Raw genomic sequence first — 19794 nt, 5'->3', positions numbered from 1 at the left:
GTTTTGGCCGTGGGCGGCGGCGGTGCCCGCCGCCACCCGCGGGCTCAGGCGTCGGCGAAGACGGCCGTGTCGAAGGCGACCAGGGTCTCCTTCACGAGACCGTCGACCAGGAGCATGCGGTCGACGCCCTCGAAGGTGCGGACCTCCCCGGCCAGGGTCGCCGTACCGCGCCAGCTGATGAACATGTAGCCCTCGTCGTTGGAGGCGGCGTGGGTGGGTTCGAGACGCAGGTCGGGAAAGCGGGCGAGCAGACCGGCGACGCGCTCGCGCCAGCCGTCGACGCCGCTGATCGGCGCGGCCTGGCCGGGGAAGCTCATCACGAGTTCGGGGTGAGCGAGCGTCCCCGCACGCTCGGGGCTGGGGTCGGCCCAGAAGGTGCGCCAGTTGGCGAGGAAGGCGTCGTGGTGACTCATGGGTGTTCCTCTCACAGCAGATAGACCGGTCGGTCTATCGTTAGGTGAAGTAAACCGAACGATCGGTCTACCGTCAAGTCCGTGGGAGACTGAAGCCCATGACCGCCGTTGCCCGCCCGGGGCCCCGCGACCGCCTGCTGGCCGCCGCCCGCGACCTGACCTACCGCCACGGCGTGTCCGTGGGGGTCGACGCGATTCTCAAGGAGGCCGAGGTCGCGCGCCGCTCGCTGTACCAGCACTTCGGCGGCAAGGACGAACTCGTCGCCGAGGTCCTGCGCACCAGCGCCGCCGTCGACGAACGCCGCTACGCCGATGGTCTCGACTCCGGCGGGGACGAGCCGCGCGCCCGGCTGCTCGCCCTCTTCGACCGGCTCGGCGAGTTCACCGGCCGGGAAGGTTTCCACGGCTGCCGCTACATCGCCGCGCACTCCAGCCTCACCTCACCCGAGCACCCCGCCTACGCCGAGATCATCGGACACAAGGACAGGGTGCTGGCGATGCTGCGCGCCGAGCTGGACGCGATGGGCCATCCCGGCCCCGAGGGCGCCGCGATCCGGCTGCAGTTCCTGGTCGACGCGATATTGGTCGAGGAGGCGGTCCGGCCGGGCCTGGGGGCGGCCGCGATCGCCCGCCCCCTCGTGGAGGCCGTGCTCGACGCTCAGTGAGCGCCGGTGACCGACATGCCCTTGGGCGTCAGCAGCCACACGGCAGCCGCGCCGATCAGCATGAGGACGCCGCCGGCGACGCCGAAGATCTCCAGTGCTCCGGTGAAGGAGTCCCGCGCCTGTTCGGCGAGGGCCGCGGCACCGGCCTGGTCGGCGATGGCGACGGCCCCGCCGAGCGACTCACGGGCCGCTTCGGCGGCGTCACCGGTCACGCCCATCCCGGCGAGGTCACCGGTGGAGAGCCCGGCACGGTAGACGATCGCGGCGACACTGCCGAGGATCGCCACGCCGAGGGCGCCGCCGAGTTCGAAGGCGGTCTCCTCAAGGGCGGCGGCGCTGCCCGACTTCTCCGCCGGGCTGCTCGACATGACCGCGGCCGAGCCGATCGCGAGCGAGGCCATACCGATGCCGACGAGGGTCAGCGACAGCGCGACGGTCGCGTAGGTCAGGGGCGCGGGCATGACGAACAGGGCCAGGAAGCCCAGGCCGCCGAAGGCGAGCCCGCCGGCCATGACGGTCCGGGCGCCGACGACCGCGGCGATGCGCGGCGCCAGCGGCGACAGGATGCCCGCCGCGATGGCGGCCGGGAGCAGGTGCACACCGGCTTCCAGCGGGGTCATCCCGACGACGAGCTGCATCCACTGCGCCACCAGGAGGAGCATCGCGGCCAGGGCGATGCTGGTGGTCAGCGCGGCGATGAGGCCGGCCGACAGCGCGCGCCGCTTCATCAGGCGGATGTCGAGCAGCGGGTCGGGCCGATGCAGGCTGCGGTGGACGAACCAGCCGAGCGCGCCGACGGCGACGACGGTCGCGATCAGGGCGGCCGGGTCGGTCAGGCCGTGCTTTCCGAAGTTCTTGATGGCGAGCATCAGCGCGACCATCCCGACGACCGACAGGACCGTGCCGAGGACGTCCCAGCGGCCCGCACGGTGCGAGCGGGACTCGGGGAGCACCAGCCAGGCCGCGACCAGCGCGATCGCCATGACCGGCACGTTGACGAGGAAGGCGGAGTGCCAGCTGAAGTGCTCCAGCAGCGCGCCACCGGCGATCGGGCCGAGGCCGGTGCCGACGGCGGCCATCGAACCCCAGACACCGAGCGCGACGGCGCGTTCCCTGGCGTCGGTGAACAGGTTGCGGATCATCGACAGCGTCGAGGGCATGATCAGCGCCCCGCCGATGCCGAGCAGCGCGCGGACGGTGATCAGCCCGGGAGCCGAATCGATGAACAGCACCAGCGCCGAGGCGACGCCGAAGGTCGCGAAACCGGTCATGAGCATCCGCTTGCGGCCGAACTTGTCGGCGAGGCCGCTGGCGGTGACGAGGAGTCCGGCGACGACGAGCGGGTAGATGTCGACGATCCAGAGCAGCTGCACCGAGCCGGGCCTGAGCTGCTCGGAGATCGCGGGCAGCGCGACGTTGAGGATCGTCATGTCCATCGCGACGATCAGGAGGCTCGCGCAGAGCACGGCGAGCCCGGCCCAGCGTTTCGGGTCGAGCTGCGGCGCCGTATGTCGGCGCGCGGAGTCCAGGGTGGTGGTCATGGTGAGAGTCCTTGCGTTTGTTGCGAGTGGGTGAGGTCTCAGGCGGCGCAGCCGCGCAGGAAGGATTCGCGCAGGAGGCGTTCGCCGTCGCGGACGGCGATGTCGCCGCGGCGGAGGGCCTCGCGCAGGCCGACGAGGAGGCCGAAGGCGGCGTGGGCGATCCACACCGCGGACATGTCGCCGCGGACGACGCCGGCGTGCTGCGCGGCGGCGTAGAAGGCGTGCTCGCGGGCGTGCTGCTCCTCGACGGCGATGAGCAGCTCGTCATGGCCGTAGGCGCCGGTCTCGGTGAGGGCGAAGCCGAACTCCTCGACATCGCGGATCCAGTGGTGGCACAGCGCGTCGAGGGCGGCGGTGATCGCCGCCGCCGAGCCTTCGGCGACGGCCTCGTCGACGCCGGCGTCGTCGAGCACCTGCCGCCAGCTCGCGACCGACAGGCGGCCGAGCTCCCCCATCAGCTCCTCGCGGCTGGCGAAGTGGCGGTGCAGCGTGGCCCGGCTCACACCGGCCGATTCGGCGATCTGGGTCATCGACGCGACGGGATCGGCGTTGAGCCGCCGGATCGCCGCCCGGGCGATCTGCTCACGATTGGCGACCATGAGACCCCTCCGTTCGATTTGATACATGACTGTCTCAAACGATACGGCAAGGTCTCAGCCTTGGCGAGGCGTGGTGATCAACTCCACCCCCACAGGTGAAAGTCCTTTTGCGTACGACTCCTACAATTCAGCGACGTTTCAGTACCAAGGAGGCAGCAACGTGACCGGAGCAGTGGACCCCTCGGGCCTCACTCGCATGCTCTCTCAAACGATGTCGGCGCTGGGACGGTTCCAGGAAGGGGGCGGTCGGGCCGACTCGGACCGGACCGCCGAACCCGCCGAGCCCCTGGAGGGTTACGCCGAGGCCGCCGAAGGCCAGATCATCGTCCGCACGGCCCCTCCCGGCCGGGTCAGCGGCATGGTCATCGACCCCAGGGCCGTACGGCTCGGCTCGGAGGTCCTCGCCGAGGAGCTGACCAGCGCGGTCAACGCCTCCCTCGCCGACCTCCAGGCCAAGTCCGCCGAACTCTCCGGCGACACCGACTTCAGCGAACTCAACGAACAGCTCAAGGGCATCCAGGAGACCGCCGGCGCCCAGCTCACCGCGTTCACCAACGCCCTCGTCGACGCCCAGGAGCGCATCGCGAACCGGGGCGGCCGCTGATGACGGGCTTCCAGGTCGACATCGGCGGCATCGACGGCGCCGGGAAGGTCCTCCAGGACGTCGCCACCTCCTTCGGGGAGGCGCTCTCCCGTTTCCAGGCCGAACTGAACGGCTACAACCGGCCCTGGGGCGACAACGACGACCTCGGCGGGCTCATCGGAGCCGCGCACGACGAGGTCTCGGAGTACGCCTTCGAGTGCTACCAGGACGCCCTCGACGAGATCAGCTCGGCCGGGGTCGACCTGAGCGAGATGGCCGAGAAGTACCGGATCGTCGAAGAGGCCGCCGACGGCGACTTCACGAGGTTCCACCAGAAACTCGGGGGCTGACACCGGTGGGCATGCAACTGCCGGGAGAGCTGCGCAGCCTCCTGGAGATCCTCGGCTACACCTGGCCCGAGGGCGACGAGATGAAGATGTTCGAGATGGGCGGCGCCTGGGTCTCCTTCTCCGGTGAGATCAACGGGATCGTCGCCGAGGCCAACACCGGGGCCCAGCAGGTCTGGACCGTGAACAAGGGACCGAACGCCGAGGCCTTCCAGAAGTGGTGGACCAAGGAGGACAGCCCGGCCGACAGCCTCACCGACGGCGCCACCGCGGCCGTCCTGACCGGCACCGGCCTGATCATCTGCGGCGCCATCATCCTGGCCTTGAAGATCGCGGTCATCGTGCAGCTGATCGTCCTCGCGATCCAGATCGCCCAGGCCATCGCGACCGCGGCGGTCACCTTCGGCGCCTCCCTGGCCGAGATCCCGATCTTCCAGCAGCTGTCCCGCACGATCGTCGGCAACCTGGTCACCGAGGCCATCTTCAAGCTGATGGAGGGCTGATCGGTGGCGAAGAAGGCCAGCCAGCGCAAGTCCACCGGAACGCTGATGCGCAAGGCGCTGCGGTACCTGCGCAAGAACGACGGGCGCAAGGTCAAACGCGCCAAGGACCCCAACCGCATGTCCCCGGAAGCCCTGCGCCACACCATGGAGGGCAACCGGACGAAGACCGACGACTACAAGAAGCGCACCGGCGGCCACTACCGGCCGGGCGGCAAGGACTTCCCCGGCCGCCGTACCGACCCGCCGACCAAGACGCACCCCAGCGGCGCCTACGAGGCCCGGACGGAGTTCCTGGTCCACGACCCCGGGCCACCGCCGACCGACACGTGGAAGGTCAAGGCCGGTAACGGCGGCAAGAGCACCTTCTTCCCCGACGACTGGACCCCGGGCAAGATCGACAACGCGATCTCCGACGCCTTCAAGAACGGCACCAAGAACGCCGACGGCTCCTGGTCGGGAACCGGGCCGGACGGTCTGCCGATCGTCGGCTTCTGGGACACCGCCAGCGGGGCGATCAAGCACGGTTACCCGAGCATCTGATAGGAATGCCCACCATGGACGTCATCCGCTTCCACATCGAGAACCGCCGCCCTCGCTACGAGGTCAGCGACCCGGCCTACACCGCGCTCGGCGTGTGGCTCGTCATGGACGTGGGGCACTCGGCGACGATGTGCCTCGACGCGCTCGCGATCGTCGACGACACGCTCCACCAGCGCGAGGCCGAGGAGTGGGAGGGCGAGGGCTTCCACGTCGACGTCTCCCTCGACGGGGTCTCACTGCGCAACATGTACAACCCCGACCAGCAGGGCGAGTACCCGCTGGACTTCGTCCGGCAGACCCTCGAACGCTACTGGGCGTTCGTCATCGGGCTCCCCGGCGACCCGCAGGTCACCCGCCTCTACCGGCCCGACCTGCCCGAGTGGCAGGCCGACCTGCTGGAGTGGGAGGCGGCGTGGAAGCGCCCCCACCCCTACCGTGGGCGGCTCGGCATCCCGGTCTCCGGACCGGCGTAGGCGACGGGCGGGGCTCCCACGGGCGCCCCGCCCCTCCTTTCGCGGCCATCACCGTGACCCCGGACGATCTCGCCGAGGAGATCGACGCCGTCGCGACCCGGCTCGACGCCAGGCGCGCCTCGGCCGGCGTCTTCTGGATCGACCGCGCGGCCCGGTCCCCGCCGCACCCGGCCCGAACGCCGCCACCGACGCGATCTACGGCCGGTACTCGCGGGTCATCGCGCTCGACGCTCTCGACGAGGAGTGGGCCGGGGTGTTCCTGCGGGCCGCCCGCTCGATGGGCGCGTTCGACGGGCTCTTCCCGACGAGGGCCGCCCGCGCCGAACCCGAGTTCCTTCTGTCCTGGACGGTCCTCCTCATCGAAGACGCCCTCGGCCCCGTGCGCGGCGCCTGGCGGGTCAGGCGCGAACCGGCGTCCTGGTACGCCGCCCTGTGGACCGACCTCCTCCTCGTCACCGACGACTGGGCCGCCGTCCTCAGCCTCACCAACGACAGTTGACTCACTCCCGCGACAGCGCGTCGACGATCGGCGCGCGCACGGCCCGGCGGGCGGGGAGGACCGACGCGGCCAGCGCCGCCAGCACGACCGTGCCGAGCACCCCCGCGACCTGCCCGGCGGGCACGGTCAAGGTGACCGGGCCGTCGGCCTTCAGCGCCTCGACCGCCGCCCACGCGACCCACAGCCCGAGCCCCAGTCCGAGCACCGCGCCGACCACGGCCACCAGCATCGCCTCGACGGCGAGCATCCCCCGCACTCCCCTGCGCCCGACGCCCAAGGCCCGCAGGACCCCGTGCTCACGAGCGCGCTCGACCACCGACAGGCTCAGCGTGTTGGCGATCCCGACCAGCGCGATGAGCGCGGCCAGCGCCAGCAGCGCGATCACCGCGGCCAGCAGCCGGTCCAGCCCGGCGGTGCGGGCGTCACGGTAGGCGTCGACGTCCATCAGACTCAGCGCCGGATGGGCCGCGATCGCGTCCCGGACGACGGCCGAGGCCTCCTCCAGCGACCCCGAAGCGGTGATCATGAGCGCGGTGACCGGAGCGTCGGGCAGCAGCAGCCGCGCGTCGGCCTCGGTGAACACGGCGAAGTCGCCCGGCTCGGTGAGGACCGCCACGACGGTGAAGTCGTGCCCGCGAAGGCGCAGCGTGTCGCCGACGTGCCCGCCGAAGTCGCCGGTCACCACGACCGTCCCGTCCCGCAGGTCACCCGGGAAACCCTCCTTCGGCCGCGGGTTCGCCTGGTCGAGGATCGCCGGATCGCCGGTCTGCACGACCGTCCCGTCGACCTCCCCGGAGCGCTGCGCGAGAACGGTGCCCAGCTCCGGCCGGGCCGCCAGCTCGGAGACCAGCTCCGCCGGGACCGCACCGTTGACGGTGAAGTCGGCCGGGAAACTCGTCGCCATCTCCGCGTCGATCCCGGCCTCGATGCTCTTCGCGCCGATCATCACCGCCGACACCAGACTCACGCACAGCACCAGCGTGGTCGTCGTCGCCGCGACCCGCCGCCGGTTGCGCGCCGAGTACACCACGGCGAGCCTCGCCCACCCGCCGAGGCGCGCGACGGGCCAGCCCACGACCCGCGCGAGCGCCGGGATGTAGGCCGGGCCGAGCGCGACGAGCCCGAAGAACCCGAGGATCCCGATCAGCGCGACCTGCGGAATCGACGCCGGAAGCGCCAGACTCGCCACCGCCGCGGCCAGCAGGAGCACACCGGACGCGATCCGCGCCCGCCCGATCGGCCGCGCGACCTCGGTGGCGGTCTCGGCGAGCGCGGCGATCGGCGGGACGCGTGTGCCCCGCCAGGCGGGCAGCGCGGCCGAGCCGGTCGTGACCAGGACGCCGGTGACGAACGCGACGACGAGGGTGCGCGGCTCGATGACGAAGGCACCGCCGAAGCTCGTGCCGAGGCCGGTGAGGACCGCGCGGAGCCCGGCGGCCACGCCGATCCCGGCGGCCAGCCCGAGCAGCGAGGCGCCACCGCCGACGAGACCGGCTTCGAGCAGCACCCCGCGGAAGATCTGGGCCCGCGAGGAGCCGACCAGACGCAGCAGGGCGAGCTGGCGGCCGCGCTGGGCGAGGACGATGGTGAAGGTGTTGGCGATGACGAACCCGGCGGTCAGGACGGCGATCAGCGCGAAGAGGAACAGTCCGGCGCGGATGATGTCGAGATTGCGGTAGGCGTCGCGGAGTTCGAGGTCGACGATCTCGTCGTGGGTGAGAATGTCGGCGTCGGCGCCCAGCGAGGTCTTGAGGGCGGCGACGAGCGTGTCGGGGCTCGTACCCGGCGAGGCGGCGACCAGGAGCCGGTCGAAGGAGTCCTGCCCGAACGCGGCCAGGGCGTCGTCGGGAGACAGGCCCACCATCGGCCGGTCGGCGAAGCGCGTCCCCTCCGTGTCGATGGTCCCGACCAGCGTGTACGTCGACGTGGGCCGGTTGTCGCCCGCCGACGCCGCCAGCGCCGACCCGAGAACGTAGCCGTTGCTCTCGGCGGTGGCCGCGTCGATGACGGCCTCACCGGCCCCCGGCAGCCGCCCCGAGACGACGTCGAAAGGCTGGAAAGGCGCGGACTGCACCGCCGACAACCAGCCGATCTCCGGCAGTCTCGCCGACTGCGAGGCCGTCGAGCGGATCGCGCCCGGCCCGAACACCGCCCCGGCGACGGCCGCCACGCCCGGCGTGGCGCGGATCCGGTCGAGTGCGGCGCCGGTGAAGCCCTCCTCGTCGAAGACGGCGGCGGCACTGCCCCGGTACTGACCCGAGGTCTGGGTGTTCATCGCGTCGCGCGCGCCGTCGGTGACGATGAAGGTCGCGGCGATGAAGGCGACGCCGATGATCACGGCGAGCGCGGTGAGACTCTGCCGCAGGGCGTGCGCCCAGGCGAGCCGGAATGAGGGTGGGAGTTTCGGCACGATACCGACGCTATGGGCGCGTGATCGGCCCGGCCTCGGGTCGCGGAGTGAGCTTTCGGGCCGATCTTGCGCCCTAGGGCGTAGGTCCGCCGGCGGCGGACCATCCTGAACACGCACCTCAGGCCCCTTTTCCACGGATACCCTCGATCAATGCCGACCTCGACCCGCAGCCGCCTCTTCGACCTCGCCGTGTGCGCGGTCGTGCTGGCGGCGACGGCCTTCGACATGTCGGTCGGCCGCTCGCCCGTCGTCGGCGCGATCGGCCTCGCGATGGCCGCCGCGCTGCTCGTCCGGCGCCGCCATCCACTGTGGACCGGTGGGATCGTCTTCGCCCTCGGCCTCCTCCAGGTCGTCCTCGCCTACACCCTGTCGACGTCCGAGACCGACATGCGCTTCACCGCGCCCGTCCTGTTCGACCTCGCCGTCCTCGTCGCCGTCCACGCCCTGGCCAAGTACACCCGCCACCTGTGGCAGGCCCTCCTCGCCTGCGCCGGCGGACTCTTCGCGGCCCTCCTCGTCTCCACCTTCTCCGGCCCCCACTGGTGGCGGCAGGCCCTGCTCCTCGGTGCCGTCGCCACCGCCGCCTGGACCATCGGCTTCTCCGCCCGCACGCACCGCCTCTACATCCAGGGCCTCGAAGAACGCAACACCGCCCTCCAGCGCGAACGACTGCGCCTCGCCGAGGCCGCCGCCGCGAGCGAACGCGAACGCATCGCCCGCGAGATGCACGACGTCATCGCCCACGCCCTCGCCGGGATGATCGCGCAGGTCGACGGCGCCTCCTACGCCATCGACGCCTCCCCCGACCAGGCCCGCCGCGCCCTGCTCACCGCCGGCGACTCCGGCCGCCGGGCCCTCGCCGAACTCCAGCAGCTCCTCGCCGTCCTGCGCGAACCCGCGGAACCCGGCCCACGCCGACGGCCCCTCGACGTCGACCGCCTCGACGAACTCGCCGTGTGGGCGAAGACCGTCGGCCTCGACCCGGCCGTGCACACCACCGGCGACACCGCCGCGCTGCCCGTCGGCGTCGCCCTCGCCGTTCACCGCATCGTCCAGGAGGCGCTCACCAACACCCTCAAACACGCCGGCCCCGGCACGCACGTCACCGTCGACGTCCACGCCGGCTCGGACGCCACCGGCGTCGAGATCACCGACGACGGCAACGGCCGTCCCCTCCCCGCCGTCCCCGACGACGGCGGCCACGGCCTGGCCGGGATGCGCGAACGCGTCGCCGTCTACGGCGGCGAGTTCACCGCCGGTCCCCGGCCCGGCGGTGGCTGGCGCGTCACCGCACTGATCCCGACCCCCAGCCAACCGACACCCGAGCCGAAAGGCACGTGATGACCGCCGAAGCACTCGCCGCAGCCGTCCGCGTCGTCCTCGTCGACGACCAGGAACTCGTCCGCACCGGCCTGCGCCTCGTGGTGGACTCACAGCACGACATGACCGTCGTCGGCGAGGCGGGCAACGGCGCCGCCGCGCTGCAACTGCTGTCCGGCGTGCACGCCGACGTGGTGGTCATGGACGTGCGCATGCCCGTCATGGACGGGATCGAGGCCACCGCGCACCTGACCGGCGGTGTCCTCAACGGCTCCACGCCGAAGGTCCTGGTCCTGACGACCTTCGAGGAGGAGGAAGAGGCCTTCGCCGCGCTGCGGGCCGGCGCCAGCGGCTTCCTGCTGAAGAACGGGACACCGGAGGACCTGCTCAGCGCCGTGCGCGTCATCGCCAGCGGCGACGCGATCGTCGCGCCGAGGATCACCAAACGGCTGCTCGACCGCTTCGCCCCGCAGTTCACCGCCTCGGCGGTGCCCGACCGGCGCCTGTCGGACCTGACCTCGCGCGAACACGAGGTGGTCCTGCTCATCGCGCGCGGCCTGTCGAACCTGGAGATCGGCGACCGCCTCGGCGTCGCCGAGGCGACGGTGAAGAGCCACGTGCGGCGGATCCTGACGAAACTGGCGCTGCGGGACCGCGTGCAGATCGTGGTCCTTGCCTACGAGTCGGGGCTGGTCAGGCCGCACCGGTGAGGGTCGCCGGGCCGTGGACGCCCGACGGCCACGTGCCACAGGATCAGCCGGCCGCCGAGAGGTTCCGGTGCTCGCCGTGCGTGTGCGGGTGCGGCACCGACACCGCGTGGGAGTCCCTCGTTCGCTGAAGTCGCCCGTCCGGAGCGCCCTGACGTGACGCCCCGACGGCCCTCTCAGCTGCGCGACTGCGCCCGCACGCGCAGCACAAACGGGCAATACCCGCACTACACGGCGCAGTACGGTGAAAACACACCGTCCATTGTGCTGCCCCGCGCCGCCGGCCCGCGCCGGCCGCGCTCCCCCACCCCACAGGGCCGAGCCGCCCACATCGCGGCCGCGCCTCACGAACAACCGCGCGCCACTCCCTAAGGAGCCGCCATGGCCGCGAAGCCCAACCCCGACCCGTCCCGCATCACCGCGGCGATGTGGCGACTGTGGTCGGAGTTCGACGTCCATCACCCAAAGACGCAGCTCGGTGGGATATTCGCGCCGAAATCGGGATATCACAACACCCGCAACGCCAATGTCCCCGGCGACTACAGCCGCCAGTTCGCCGCCGACCGCAGAGGCCCCGCCGACAAGGCCGCCGCGCTCGACCTCACCTTCCCCAACGCGCAAGGCGGGGACTTCTCCACGATCATCCTCTACTCCCGGCGCCTCGACGCCGCCGCCAAGGCGCGCGACCCTCGGCTCTACGTCGGCCGGACGCCGGTCCTGCGCGAGTTCATCGGCACCATCGACGGCGAGCGGCCCTACGCCTATGACCTGCAGCGACGCGGCAGCGACCACGACCGCGACGACAGCCACATGTGGCACATCCACCTGTCGGTCACCCGCCAGTTCGTCACCGACTGGGACATCCTCGCCGGCGTCCTGTCCGTCCTGATAGGAGACTCCATCGTGGCCATCACCAAAGACGACATGAAGACGATGATGCAATGGGACCCCGGCGACGACACCGGCATCCCCAACTGGGAATGGCGCGGCGACTTCACCGCCAACAAGACCGTCCGCGCCAGTTTCGCCTGGTGGCTCGGTCCCGAACTGGCGCACGCCGCCAAGGTCGAGGCCGCCGCCGCGCGCGCCGACGTCGCCAAACTCGCCGGTGAGCTCACCGAACTGCGCAAGCGCGTCGACGGACTGCCCAAGACCCTCGCACCGGCACTGGTCAAGGCCGTCGGGCAGGCGATCGCCGAGGGCATCGCCGACGACGTCCTCACCAACGCCATCAAGGAAGGCGTCCGCGACGTTCTCGGCTCCCTCGACTCCGACCAGCTCAAACCCGCGGAGGGCTGACGCGTCCGGCCGGCACACGGGCCGCCGCCACGCCGGCGAAGGCGGCGGCCCGAGACGACCGTGCCCGAACGCGCGCGTGGGAAGCGGCAACCGGGCAACGGCTCGCCGGGCGGCGGGCGCTCGCTACCGTCGGCCCATGAGCGACATCACCGACGCCGCGGCCAACGGCCCCGGCTGCGACCAGCCGCACTTCGGGACCCGGCCACGCCCCCGCGCCACCCACAGGATCCTTCGCGAGAACGGCGCCTACCTGCTCGTGTGCGACTCCTGCGCCACCGAACTGTCGTCCTTCGGCCGCGTGCTGCCCTACCGCCCCTGAGCACGAGAAACGCGACCCCGAGCGCGGCCCGGTGAGGGCCGGCGCTCGACGTCGCGTCGGTGGTCAGGCCGGGCGGATCGCGCCCGGACCGGTCACGCCGTCTCGGTGATCCGGCGCTTCACCCACGGCATCATGTCCCGCAGCTGCTCGCCGACCTGCTCGATCCGGTGGTTCTTCTGCTCCTCGCGCAGCTTGGCGAAGTTCTCGCGGCCCGACTGGTCCTCGGCGACCCACTCCTTGGCGAAGGAGCCGTCCTGGATCTCGGTGAGCACGCGGCGCATCTCCTCGCGCACGCCGTCGTTGATGATGCGCGGTCCGCGCGACACGCCGCCGTACTCGGCGGTGTCGGAGACCGAGTACCACATGTTCGACAGGCCGCCCTCGTAGATCATGTCCACGATCAGCTTCAGCTCGTGCAGGCACTCGAAGTACGCGGCCTCGGGGGCGTAACCGGCGTCGACGAGGGTGTCGAAGCCCGCGCGCACCAGCTCGGCGACGCCGCCGCAGAGCACGACCTGCTCACCGAACAGGTCGGTCTCGGTCTCCTCCTTGAAGGTCGTCTTCAGCACGCCGGCGCGGGTGCCGCCGATGGCCTTGGCGTAGGACAGCGCGAGCGCCTGCGCCTGCCCGGAGGCGTCCTGCTCGACCGCGACGAGGCAGGGCACGCCCTTGCCGTCGACGTACTGGCGGCGCACGAGGTGGCCGGGGCCCTTCGGGGCGACCATGGCCACGTCGACGCCTTCGGGGGCGGTGATGAGGCCGTAGCGGATGTTGAAGCCGTGGCCGAAGAGCAGCGCCTTGCCCTCGGTGAGGTTGGGGGCGATCTCGTTGGCGTAGAGCACCGCCTGGGCGGTGTCCGGCACGAGCACCATGATCACGTCGGCCTCGGCGGACGCCTCGGCGGGCGTGAGGACCCGCAGCCCTTCGTCCTCGGCCTTCGCCGCCGACTTCGAGCCGGGCTGCAGGCCGATCCGCACGTCCACCCCGGAGTCGCGCAGGGACAGGGCGTGAGCGTGCCCCTGGCTGCCGTACCCGAGCACGGCGACCTTCTTGCCCGAGATCAGGCCGAGGTCGGCGTCGTCGTCGTAGAACACTTCAGCGGACATGTGTTTGTTGCCTTCCTTAAGAACTTCGCGGTTGTTCGTGCTGGCGTGCTGTTCGGCTACGCGGCGCTGCGCAGAGCCGGGGTCGTGATGGCCTTGCTGCCGCGCCCGACGGCGACGAGTCCCGATTGGACCATCTCCTTGATCCCGTAGGGCTCCAGGAGCCGCAGCAGCGCGCCGAGCTTGTCGGCGGTGCCGGTGGCCTCGACGATCACGCTGTCGGGCGCGACGTCGACGATCCGGGCGCGGAAGAGGTCGGCGGCCTCGACCACCTGCGACCTCGTCGAGGCGTCGGTGCGGACCTTGACGAGCAGCAGTTCGCGCTGCACCGAGGCCGACTGCTCCAGTTCCACGATCTTCAGGACGTTGACGAGTTTGTTGAGCTGCTTGGTGACCTGTTCGAGGGGCCGTTCGTCCACGTTGACCACGATGGTGATGCGGGAGACGCCCGGCTGTTCGGTCTCACCGACGGCGAGGGAGTCGATGTTGAAGCCGCGCCGGGAGAAGAGGGCAGCCACGCGCGCCAGGACGCCGGGCTTGTTCTCGACCAGGACCGAGAGGGTATGCGTTGTCATCGGTCAGCACTCATCCTCGTCGAAGATCGGGCGCACGTCCCGGGCGAACATGATCTCGTCGTTGCCGGTTCCGGCGGCGACCATGGGCCAGACCTGGGCGTCGGCGCCGACGATGAAGTCGATGACGACGGGCCGGTCGTTGATCTCCATGGCCTTGTTGATGACGTCGTCGACGTCCTCGTAGGTCTCGCAGCGCAGGCCGACGCAGCCCAGGGCCTCGGCGAGTTTCACGAAGTCGGGGATGCGCCCGACGCCGTGGGTGCCGAGGTTGGTGTTCGAGTAGCGCTTGTCGTAGAACAGGGTCTGCCATTGACGGACCATGCCCAGGTTGCCGTTGTTGATGACGGCGATCTTGACCGGGATGCCCTCGATGGCGCAGGTGGCGAGTTCCTGGTTGGTCATCTGGAAGCAGCCGTCGCCGTCGATGGCCCACACGACCTTGTCGGGCCGCCCGAACTTCGCGCCCATCGCGGCGGGGACGGCGTAGCCCATGGTTCCGGCGCCGCCGGAGTTGAGGAACGTGCCCGGGTTCTCGTAGGAGATGAACTGGGCGGCCCACATCTGGTGCTGTCCGACGCCGGTGGCGTAGAGGGCGTCGGGTCCGGCGATCTCACCGATGCGCTGGATGACGTACTGCGGTGCCAGTGCCCCGTCGGCGGGTTTGTCGTAGCCGAGGGGGTAGCGACGGCGGAGGTCGTCGAGCTGGGCCCACCATTGCGCGAGGCGGGGTTCGTCGGGGCCGAGTCCGGCCGCGCCTTCGGCGAGGTAGTCGACGAGTTGCCCGATGGCGGCCTTGGCGTCGCCGACGATCGGCACGTCGGCGTGGCGGTTCTTGCCGATCTCGGCGGGGTCGATGTCGACGTGCACGACCTTGGCGTCGGGCGCGAAGGAGTCGAGTTTTCCGGTGACGCGGTCGTCGAAGCGGGCGCCGAGGGCCACGATCAGGTCGGAGCGCTGGAGGGCGTAGACCGCCGAGACCGTGCCGTGCATGCCGGGCATGCCCAGGTGCTGCGGGTGCGAGTCGGGGAAGGCGCCGCGGGCCATCAGGGTCGTCACGACCGGTGCGCCGGACTTCTCGGCCAGTTCGTGGAGTTCGCCGGTGGCACCGGCCTTGAGGACGCCGCCGCCGACGTAGAGGACCGGGCGGTCGGCCGCGGCGAGGAGTTCGGCGGCCTGGCGGACCTGCTTGCCGTGCGGGTGGAGGGTCGGCTTGTAGCCGGGCAGCTCCTTGCGCGGCGGCCAGCTGAAGACGGTCTCGGCCTGGAGGACGTCCTTGGGGATGTCGACCAGGACGGGGCCGGGGCGGCCGGTGGAGGCGAGGTGGAAGGCCTCGGCGAGCACCCGGGGGATGTCCTCGGGGTCGGTGACCAGGTAGCTGTGCTTGGTGATGGGCATCGTGATGCCGACGATGTCGGCCTCCTGGAACCCGTCGGTGCCGATGAGGTTGCGGGTGACCTGACCGGTGATGGCGACCAGGGGCACGGAGTCCATGTAGGCGTCGGCGATGGGGGTGACGAGGTTCGTCGCGCCGGGACCGGAGGTCGCCATGCAGACGCCGACCTTGCCGGTGGCCTGGGCGTAACCGGTGGCGGCGTGGCCGCCGCCCTGCTCGTGCCGGACCAGGATGTGGCGGACCTGGGTGGAGTCCATCATCGGGTCGTAGGCGGGAAGGATCGTGCCGCCGGGAATGCCGAAGACCACCTCGACGTCGAGGGCCTCAAGGGACTTGATGAGCGATTGCGCGCCGGTTACCTGGACGCCCGCCTGGCGCTGCGCGGGGACGGCGCGGCCCGCGAGGGCGAGCGGCGACGCAGGCGGCGGTTGTGGGACTGGATGCTTGACGGGATCTGTCATGACCTTCATCCGGTTCGCTCGGTCTTGTCGTTGTCGGTCGGGCTTCTTGGTGGTCTTGCGGCGTTTTGGGCTCTTTTGGCAACAAAAAACGCCCGCGTGCAAGACGCACGGGGGCGGGCGCACCGTCGCAGTCGGACTGCGGCGGTGCGCTAGATAAGTACGAGGTGCTGCGCGTTGGCGCTCACCGGGTGGCTCGAATGCACGCCGTAAGACTGCCGCATCTCAACGCCCGAGTCAACTTGTTCCGGATGCTGGGATGTCGTCGCGGTGGGCGGGATTGTGCGCGGGCACCTGGGGATTCACCGTCGCGGGGGGCGGATTTCCTCATGCGACCTGGGACGCTGAAGGGCCGTTCAGGGGGCGGGAGGACACCCAGGGTGACGGCGTGGAGTGACAGGGGTCACCGACGGTGCGGCGGTGCGCTGCGGTCCTGGCGTGCTGTTCGCTTCGGTGGCCGGGGGCGGACGGCCCGGGTGCGGCGGCGCGCCCTGAATGAGGACGCACCGCCGCCGAACCGCCGATCAGGGGCAGGTCGAGGGGCGGGTCCAGGGACCGCAGCTGAGGTTGCAGGACGAGGTGAAGCAGCAACGGCGGTACCGGCAGTTGCCACTGGACAGCTTCTGCCGCTCCGTGTAGCAGTCGGACGGGCACCCGGCGGTGGCGTTCTTCGCCGGAACCAGGGCGGACAGGACCTTGTCGCCGATCTTCCCGATGATCTTCATGTGGACTCCCGAGCCGAGGGCCCCGCCCGGTGCGGGGCGGCCGCATCGAGCTTGCGGCCGAGCCCGCCCGCTCAGCGCCCGCTCAGCGCCCGCCGGAGGCCAGCAGTCCCCACGCTTCGGCGATCTCGGGGAAACCGGTCCCGGTGAGCAGGCGAAAGGCCTCCGACCAACGCGCCTCCGCGGCGGAGTGGTCGGCGCGCCGGGAATGGGCGCGTCCCAGAATGAGCAGCGTTCGGGCCTGTTCCAGTCGGCGTCCGGCGCGCAGGTGTCCGGTGAGGGCCGCACCGGCGTCGTCGATGCACCTTTCGACGTCGCCGCGACACAGGTGCACCTCGGCGAGCAACCCAAGGGCGACCGACTCGTGCTGGCCGCCGCGGCTGAGTCGCAGGGCGGTGCTCGCCCTTTCGAGTGCCTCGTCGAGTTCGCCGCGTTCGAGGGCGATCCGTGCCCGGATGGCCGCGAGCAGGTAGCGGCCGTACCCGAACCGGGCGTCGCCGAGATGCTCGGCGGCCACGTCGAGGTGCCCGGCCGCCGCGCCGAGGTCGCCGACGGCGCACGCGGCCCTGGCCAGGCCACATCCGGCGAGAACGGTCAACCGCAGATCGCCGAGGCGAGAGGCCTCGTCGAGGACCGCTTGGAAGTAGGCGCGCGCCTTGTCGTGGGCGCCCGCTTCGTAGTGGACGGAGCCGAGACCGCACCACACGTTGATCTCCTCGTCGAGGCGACCGAGTTCGCGGTACAGCCCGGCCGACTCCTCAAGGATCGCGACGGCCTCGGGCAGGTCGGCGCGCATGCTGTGCGCGTAGGCGATGTTGGTGAGCACCTGCGCCTCGGCGTGACGATCGCCGCGGCCGCGGGCGAGGGCGAGCGCTCCGGCGAGATCGGTGAGGGCCTCGTCGAGGTCCCCGATCTGTGCGCGGGTCATGGCCAGGTTGTTCAGGCCCTCGATCTGGGACTCGGTGTCACCGGTGTCGCGGTCGACCGCCAGCGCCTCGCGGGCGAGTCCGATCGCCGTGGTGAGATCCCCTTCCATGTGCCGAACGGCGGCCAGTCCCTGCAGGGACAGCGATTCGCCCCGGCGGTGTCCGGCGGCGCGGTAGGCCGACAGCGCGCGGGTGTGCTCCGTGCCGGCGGCGGTGAGGTCGCCGATGCGCTGTTTGACGACACCGAGGGCGTGTCGCATGGCGGCCTCGCCGAGCGGGTCGCCGTCCTTCAGCGCGGCGGCCAGGCCCGTCTCGGCGACGGCGAGCCTGGTGGAGGCCGCCGTTCGGCCGGTCATCGGAACGAACAGCGCGTCGGCGAGCCGCCAGGCGGTCTCGCCGTGGCCGGCGGCACCGGCGTAGTGGACGGCGGCCACGAGGTTGGGCAGTTCGGCGGCGAGGCGGCGTTCGGCCTGCTCGGCGGTGAGTGGTGGGAGCGGCCGCGCGGGCGGCGGGAGCGGTGGCACGCGGTGGGAGCCGCCGACGGTGGCGAGGGTGCGGTGGAGGAGGTGGTCGAGCAGCGCGGTCACCATGGTGTCGCGCTCGGGGTCCGCGGTGGCGAGCCGGTGGCCGTACTCGCGGACGAGGTCGTGGTAGACGTGCAGGCCGTCGGCGGCCGGTTCGAGGAGGTGGCGGGCGGCCAGGTCGTCGAGCAGCGCCTCGGCGTCGGCGTGTCCGGTGCCGGTGATGGCGGCTGCGGTGTCGACGGAGATCCCGGCCGGAGCGTTGACGAAGGCGGCGAGCCGGAAGAGGCGGCGGGCGGGTTCGGGCGTCGACGCGTAGGAGAGGTCGAGAGCGGCGCGCAGGTCGGCGCTGCGGTCGCCGCGGATGCGCAGGCGGCCGATGCGGTCGGTGGCGAGTTCGGCGACGTGGTCGGCGATGGTGCGGCGTGGGCGGTCGGCGAGCTGGGCGGCGGCGATGCGCAGGGCGAGGGGAAGCCCGCCGCACAGGTCGGCGAGTGCGGCGGCGGCGCCGGGTTCGGCGTGGACGCGGTCGGCGCCGATGACGTGGGTGAGGACGGTGACGGCGGCGGTGGCGTCGAGGGAATCGAGGGCGACGCGGCGAGCGCCGTCGATGGCGACGAGGCCGCTGAGCCGGTCGCGGCTGGTGACGAGCACCAGGCAGCGTGGCTCGCCGGGCAGGAGCGGGCGGATCTGGGCGGCGTCGGTGGCGTTGTCGAGGACGATGATCAACCTGCGGTCGTGGGTGACCTCGTGCAGGAGGGCGCGACGGGCCTCAGGTTCGTCGGGGATCTCGATGGGCGGTACGCCGAGTCCGCCGAGGACGGTGGGGGTGTGGTCGTCGTCGGTGGGTTCGGGGTCGAATCCGCGGAGGTTGACGAGGAGCTGCCCGTCGGGATAGTCGTCGGCGAGGCGGTGGGCCCAGCGCACGGCGAGGGCGGTCTTGCCGGTCCCGGCGGCGCCGGTGATGGCGACGAGGCCGCCGTCGATGCCGTCGAGGGCGGTGAGCAGTTCGTCGCGGCCGGCGAAGACGCCGGTCGCGGGCGGAAGGCCCGACAGGCGTCGGGCGGGCCGGGGCGCGACCACGGTCAGCGCGGGGTCGGCGGAGAGGATGTCCTTGTGGAGTCGCCGGACCTCGGGTGAGGGTTCGAGTCCCGACTCGGCGGCCAGGCGGGTGCGCAGGGCGCGGTAGACGCGGAGCGCGTCCTCGGTGCGGCCGCAGCGGAAGAGGGCGAGCATGAACTGGGCGTGGAGGCGTTCCCGGTCGGGACGTGTCGCGGTCAGCGCGGTCAGTTCCGGCAGGAGGGTGTGGTGGCGTCCGAGGGCGAGCATCACCTCGGCGCGTTCCTCCTGGACGCAGGCGTGCAGCTCGTCGAGGCGGGCCGCGTCGGCCTGCGCGGCCAGGCTGTAGAGGCCGTCGAGGGCCGGTCCGCGCCAGAGGGCGAGGGCCTCGTCGTAGTGGGCGAGGGCCGTCTCGGGTGCCGTGACGGTCCGGGCCGCCGTTAGGGCGGTGTGGAAGACGTCGACGTCACACTGCCCGGGTGAGACTTCGATGAGGTATCCGGGCGCGCGGGTGACGATCGCGCCCGGCGCGACGCCGCCGAGGGTTCGGCGGAGTTCGGCGACGAGGGTCCGCAGCCGCGAGGCCGGGTTCGCCGGGAGGTCGGTGCCCCAGACGTAGTCGGCGAGGGTGCCCGCCGCGACGACCTCGCCGGCGCGGAACAACAGGCCGGCCAGGACGAGCGCCTGCTTCGGGCCGAGGGCGACGGTCTGCTCGGGGGTGCGCAGGTCGGGTGGGCCGAGGAGCCGGTAGAGCGGTCCGGACGAGACGGTCGGCATAGTCGCGATCATCGCAGAGTTCCCTTGGCGCGCAAGGCTTCC

At 71.6% G+C, this 19794-nt stretch carries 20 protein-coding genes; 11 read left to right on the top strand and 9 right to left on the bottom strand.

The window, feature by feature from the left end:
- Nucleotides 1-44 precede the first annotated feature (44 nt).
- Nucleotides 45-413, bottom strand: coding sequence for a nuclear transport factor 2 family protein (locus HNR73_RS12050; protein WP_184787487.1), 369 nt, complete (start codon nt 411-413; stop codon nt 45-47).
- Nucleotides 414-511: 98 nt separating this feature from the next.
- On the opposite strand from HNR73_RS12050, the gene HNR73_RS12045 reads away from it, so the two are divergent.
- Nucleotides 512-1078 carry a TetR/AcrR family transcriptional regulator gene (locus HNR73_RS12045; protein WP_184787486.1) on the top strand — a complete coding sequence of 189 codons (567 nt, stop codon included), beginning with the start codon at nt 512-514 and terminating at the stop codon, nt 1076-1078.
- Here the strand turns inward: HNR73_RS12045 and HNR73_RS12040 are convergent.
- Together HNR73_RS12040 and HNR73_RS12035 are read right to left on the bottom strand one after the other, a co-directional pair.
- Nucleotides 1072-2619, bottom strand: coding sequence for an MFS transporter (locus tag HNR73_RS12040; protein WP_184787485.1), 1548 nt, complete (start codon nt 2617-2619; stop codon nt 1072-1074). The two genes, HNR73_RS12045 and HNR73_RS12040, sit on opposite strands and share 7 nt — an antisense overlap.
- A gap of 38 nt (nt 2620-2657) precedes the next feature.
- Nucleotides 2658-3218, bottom strand: a complete 561-nt coding sequence (locus HNR73_RS12035) for a TetR/AcrR family transcriptional regulator (protein ID WP_184787484.1) — start codon at nt 3216-3218, stop codon at nt 2658-2660.
- A 160-nt stretch (nt 3219-3378) separates the two neighbouring features.
- On the opposite strand from HNR73_RS12035, the gene HNR73_RS12030 reads away from it, so the two are divergent.
- From HNR73_RS12030 to HNR73_RS12005, 6 genes are all read left to right on the top strand, one after another.
- Nucleotides 3379-3822 (top strand): YbaB/EbfC family DNA-binding protein, encoded by a 444-nt coding sequence (locus HNR73_RS12030; protein WP_239122417.1) that lies wholly within the window; start codon nt 3379-3381, stop codon nt 3820-3822.
- Nucleotides 3822-4151, top strand: coding sequence for a hypothetical protein (locus HNR73_RS12025; protein ID WP_239122418.1), 330 nt, complete (start codon nt 3822-3824; stop codon nt 4149-4151). Before HNR73_RS12030 ends, HNR73_RS12025 begins: the two co-directional genes overlap by 1 nt.
- A gap of 5 nt (nt 4152-4156) precedes the next feature.
- Entirely contained in the window at nt 4157-4651 is a 495-nt protein-coding gene (locus HNR73_RS12020) for a WXG100-like domain-containing protein (protein WP_184787483.1), read from the top strand.
- A gap of 3 nt (nt 4652-4654) precedes the next feature.
- Nucleotides 4655-5191, top strand: a complete 537-nt coding sequence (locus tag HNR73_RS12015; RefSeq protein ID WP_239122419.1) for an EndoU domain-containing protein — start codon at nt 4655-4657, stop codon at nt 5189-5191.
- Between the two features lie 14 nt (nt 5192-5205).
- Entirely contained in the window at nt 5206-5664 is a 459-nt protein-coding gene (locus HNR73_RS12010) for a hypothetical protein (protein WP_184787482.1), read from the top strand.
- A gap of 253 nt (nt 5665-5917) precedes the next feature.
- Nucleotides 5918-6163, top strand: coding sequence for a hypothetical protein (locus HNR73_RS12005; RefSeq protein WP_184787481.1), 246 nt, complete (start codon nt 5918-5920; stop codon nt 6161-6163).
- 1 nt (nt 6164) lies between these two features.
- On the opposite strand, the gene HNR73_RS12000 is transcribed toward HNR73_RS12005, so the two are convergent.
- Nucleotides 6165-8573, bottom strand: a complete 2409-nt coding sequence (locus HNR73_RS12000; protein WP_184787480.1) for an ABC transporter permease — start codon at nt 8571-8573, stop codon at nt 6165-6167.
- A 150-nt stretch (nt 8574-8723) separates the two neighbouring features.
- Between HNR73_RS12000 and HNR73_RS11995 the strand changes: the two genes are divergently transcribed.
- From HNR73_RS11995 to HNR73_RS11980, 4 genes are all read left to right on the top strand, one after another.
- Nucleotides 8724-9914, top strand: coding sequence for a sensor histidine kinase (locus HNR73_RS11995; protein WP_184787479.1), 1191 nt, complete (start codon nt 8724-8726; stop codon nt 9912-9914).
- Nucleotides 9914-10603, top strand: coding sequence for a response regulator (locus HNR73_RS11990; RefSeq protein WP_184787478.1), 690 nt, complete (start codon nt 9914-9916; stop codon nt 10601-10603). Before HNR73_RS11995 ends, HNR73_RS11990 begins: the two co-directional genes overlap by 1 nt.
- Before the next feature lie 378 nt (nt 10604-10981).
- Entirely contained in the window at nt 10982-11899 is a 918-nt protein-coding gene (locus HNR73_RS11985; protein WP_184787477.1) for a hypothetical protein, read from the top strand.
- A gap of 136 nt (nt 11900-12035) precedes the next feature.
- Entirely contained in the window at nt 12036-12218 is a 183-nt protein-coding gene (locus HNR73_RS11980; RefSeq protein ID WP_184787476.1) for a hypothetical protein, read from the top strand.
- A gap of 92 nt (nt 12219-12310) precedes the next feature.
- Here the strand turns inward: HNR73_RS11980 and ilvC are convergent, their stop codons facing one another.
- From ilvC to HNR73_RS11955, 5 genes are all read right to left on the bottom strand, one after another.
- The gene (gene ilvC / locus HNR73_RS11975; protein ID WP_275414602.1) at nt 12311-13450 is read right to left on the bottom strand and encodes a ketol-acid reductoisomerase; all 1140 of its coding nucleotides are present in this window, start codon (nt 13448-13450) and stop codon (nt 12311-12313) included.
- Complete coding sequence (gene ilvN, locus HNR73_RS11970; RefSeq protein WP_184787474.1) at nt 13381-13896, bottom strand: acetolactate synthase small subunit; 516 nt, start codon at nt 13894-13896, stop codon at nt 13381-13383. The genes ilvC and ilvN overlap by 70 nt, the downstream gene beginning before the upstream one ends.
- 3 nt (nt 13897-13899) lie before the next feature.
- Nucleotides 13900-15750 carry an acetolactate synthase large subunit gene (locus HNR73_RS11965; protein WP_239122420.1) on the bottom strand — a complete coding sequence of 617 codons (1851 nt, stop codon included), beginning with the start codon at nt 15748-15750 and terminating at the stop codon, nt 13900-13902.
- Nucleotides 15751-16271: 521 nt separating this feature from the next.
- Complete coding sequence (locus tag HNR73_RS11960) at nt 16272-16472, bottom strand: hypothetical protein (protein WP_184787472.1); 201 nt, start codon at nt 16470-16472, stop codon at nt 16272-16274.
- An 82-nt stretch (nt 16473-16554) separates the two neighbouring features.
- Nucleotides 16555-19752: an AfsR/SARP family transcriptional regulator gene (locus HNR73_RS11955; protein ID WP_184787471.1), complete on the bottom strand. Its 3198-nt coding sequence runs from the start codon at nt 19750-19752 to the stop codon at nt 16555-16557.
- Nucleotides 19753-19794: the final 42 nt, after the last annotated feature.

It is taken from the genome of Phytomonospora endophytica, assembly GCF_014202425.1.
GTDB lineage: Bacteria > Actinomycetota > Actinomycetes > Mycobacteriales > Micromonosporaceae > Phytomonospora > Phytomonospora endophytica.
This window is presented reverse-complemented; position numbering and strand designations above follow the sequence as displayed.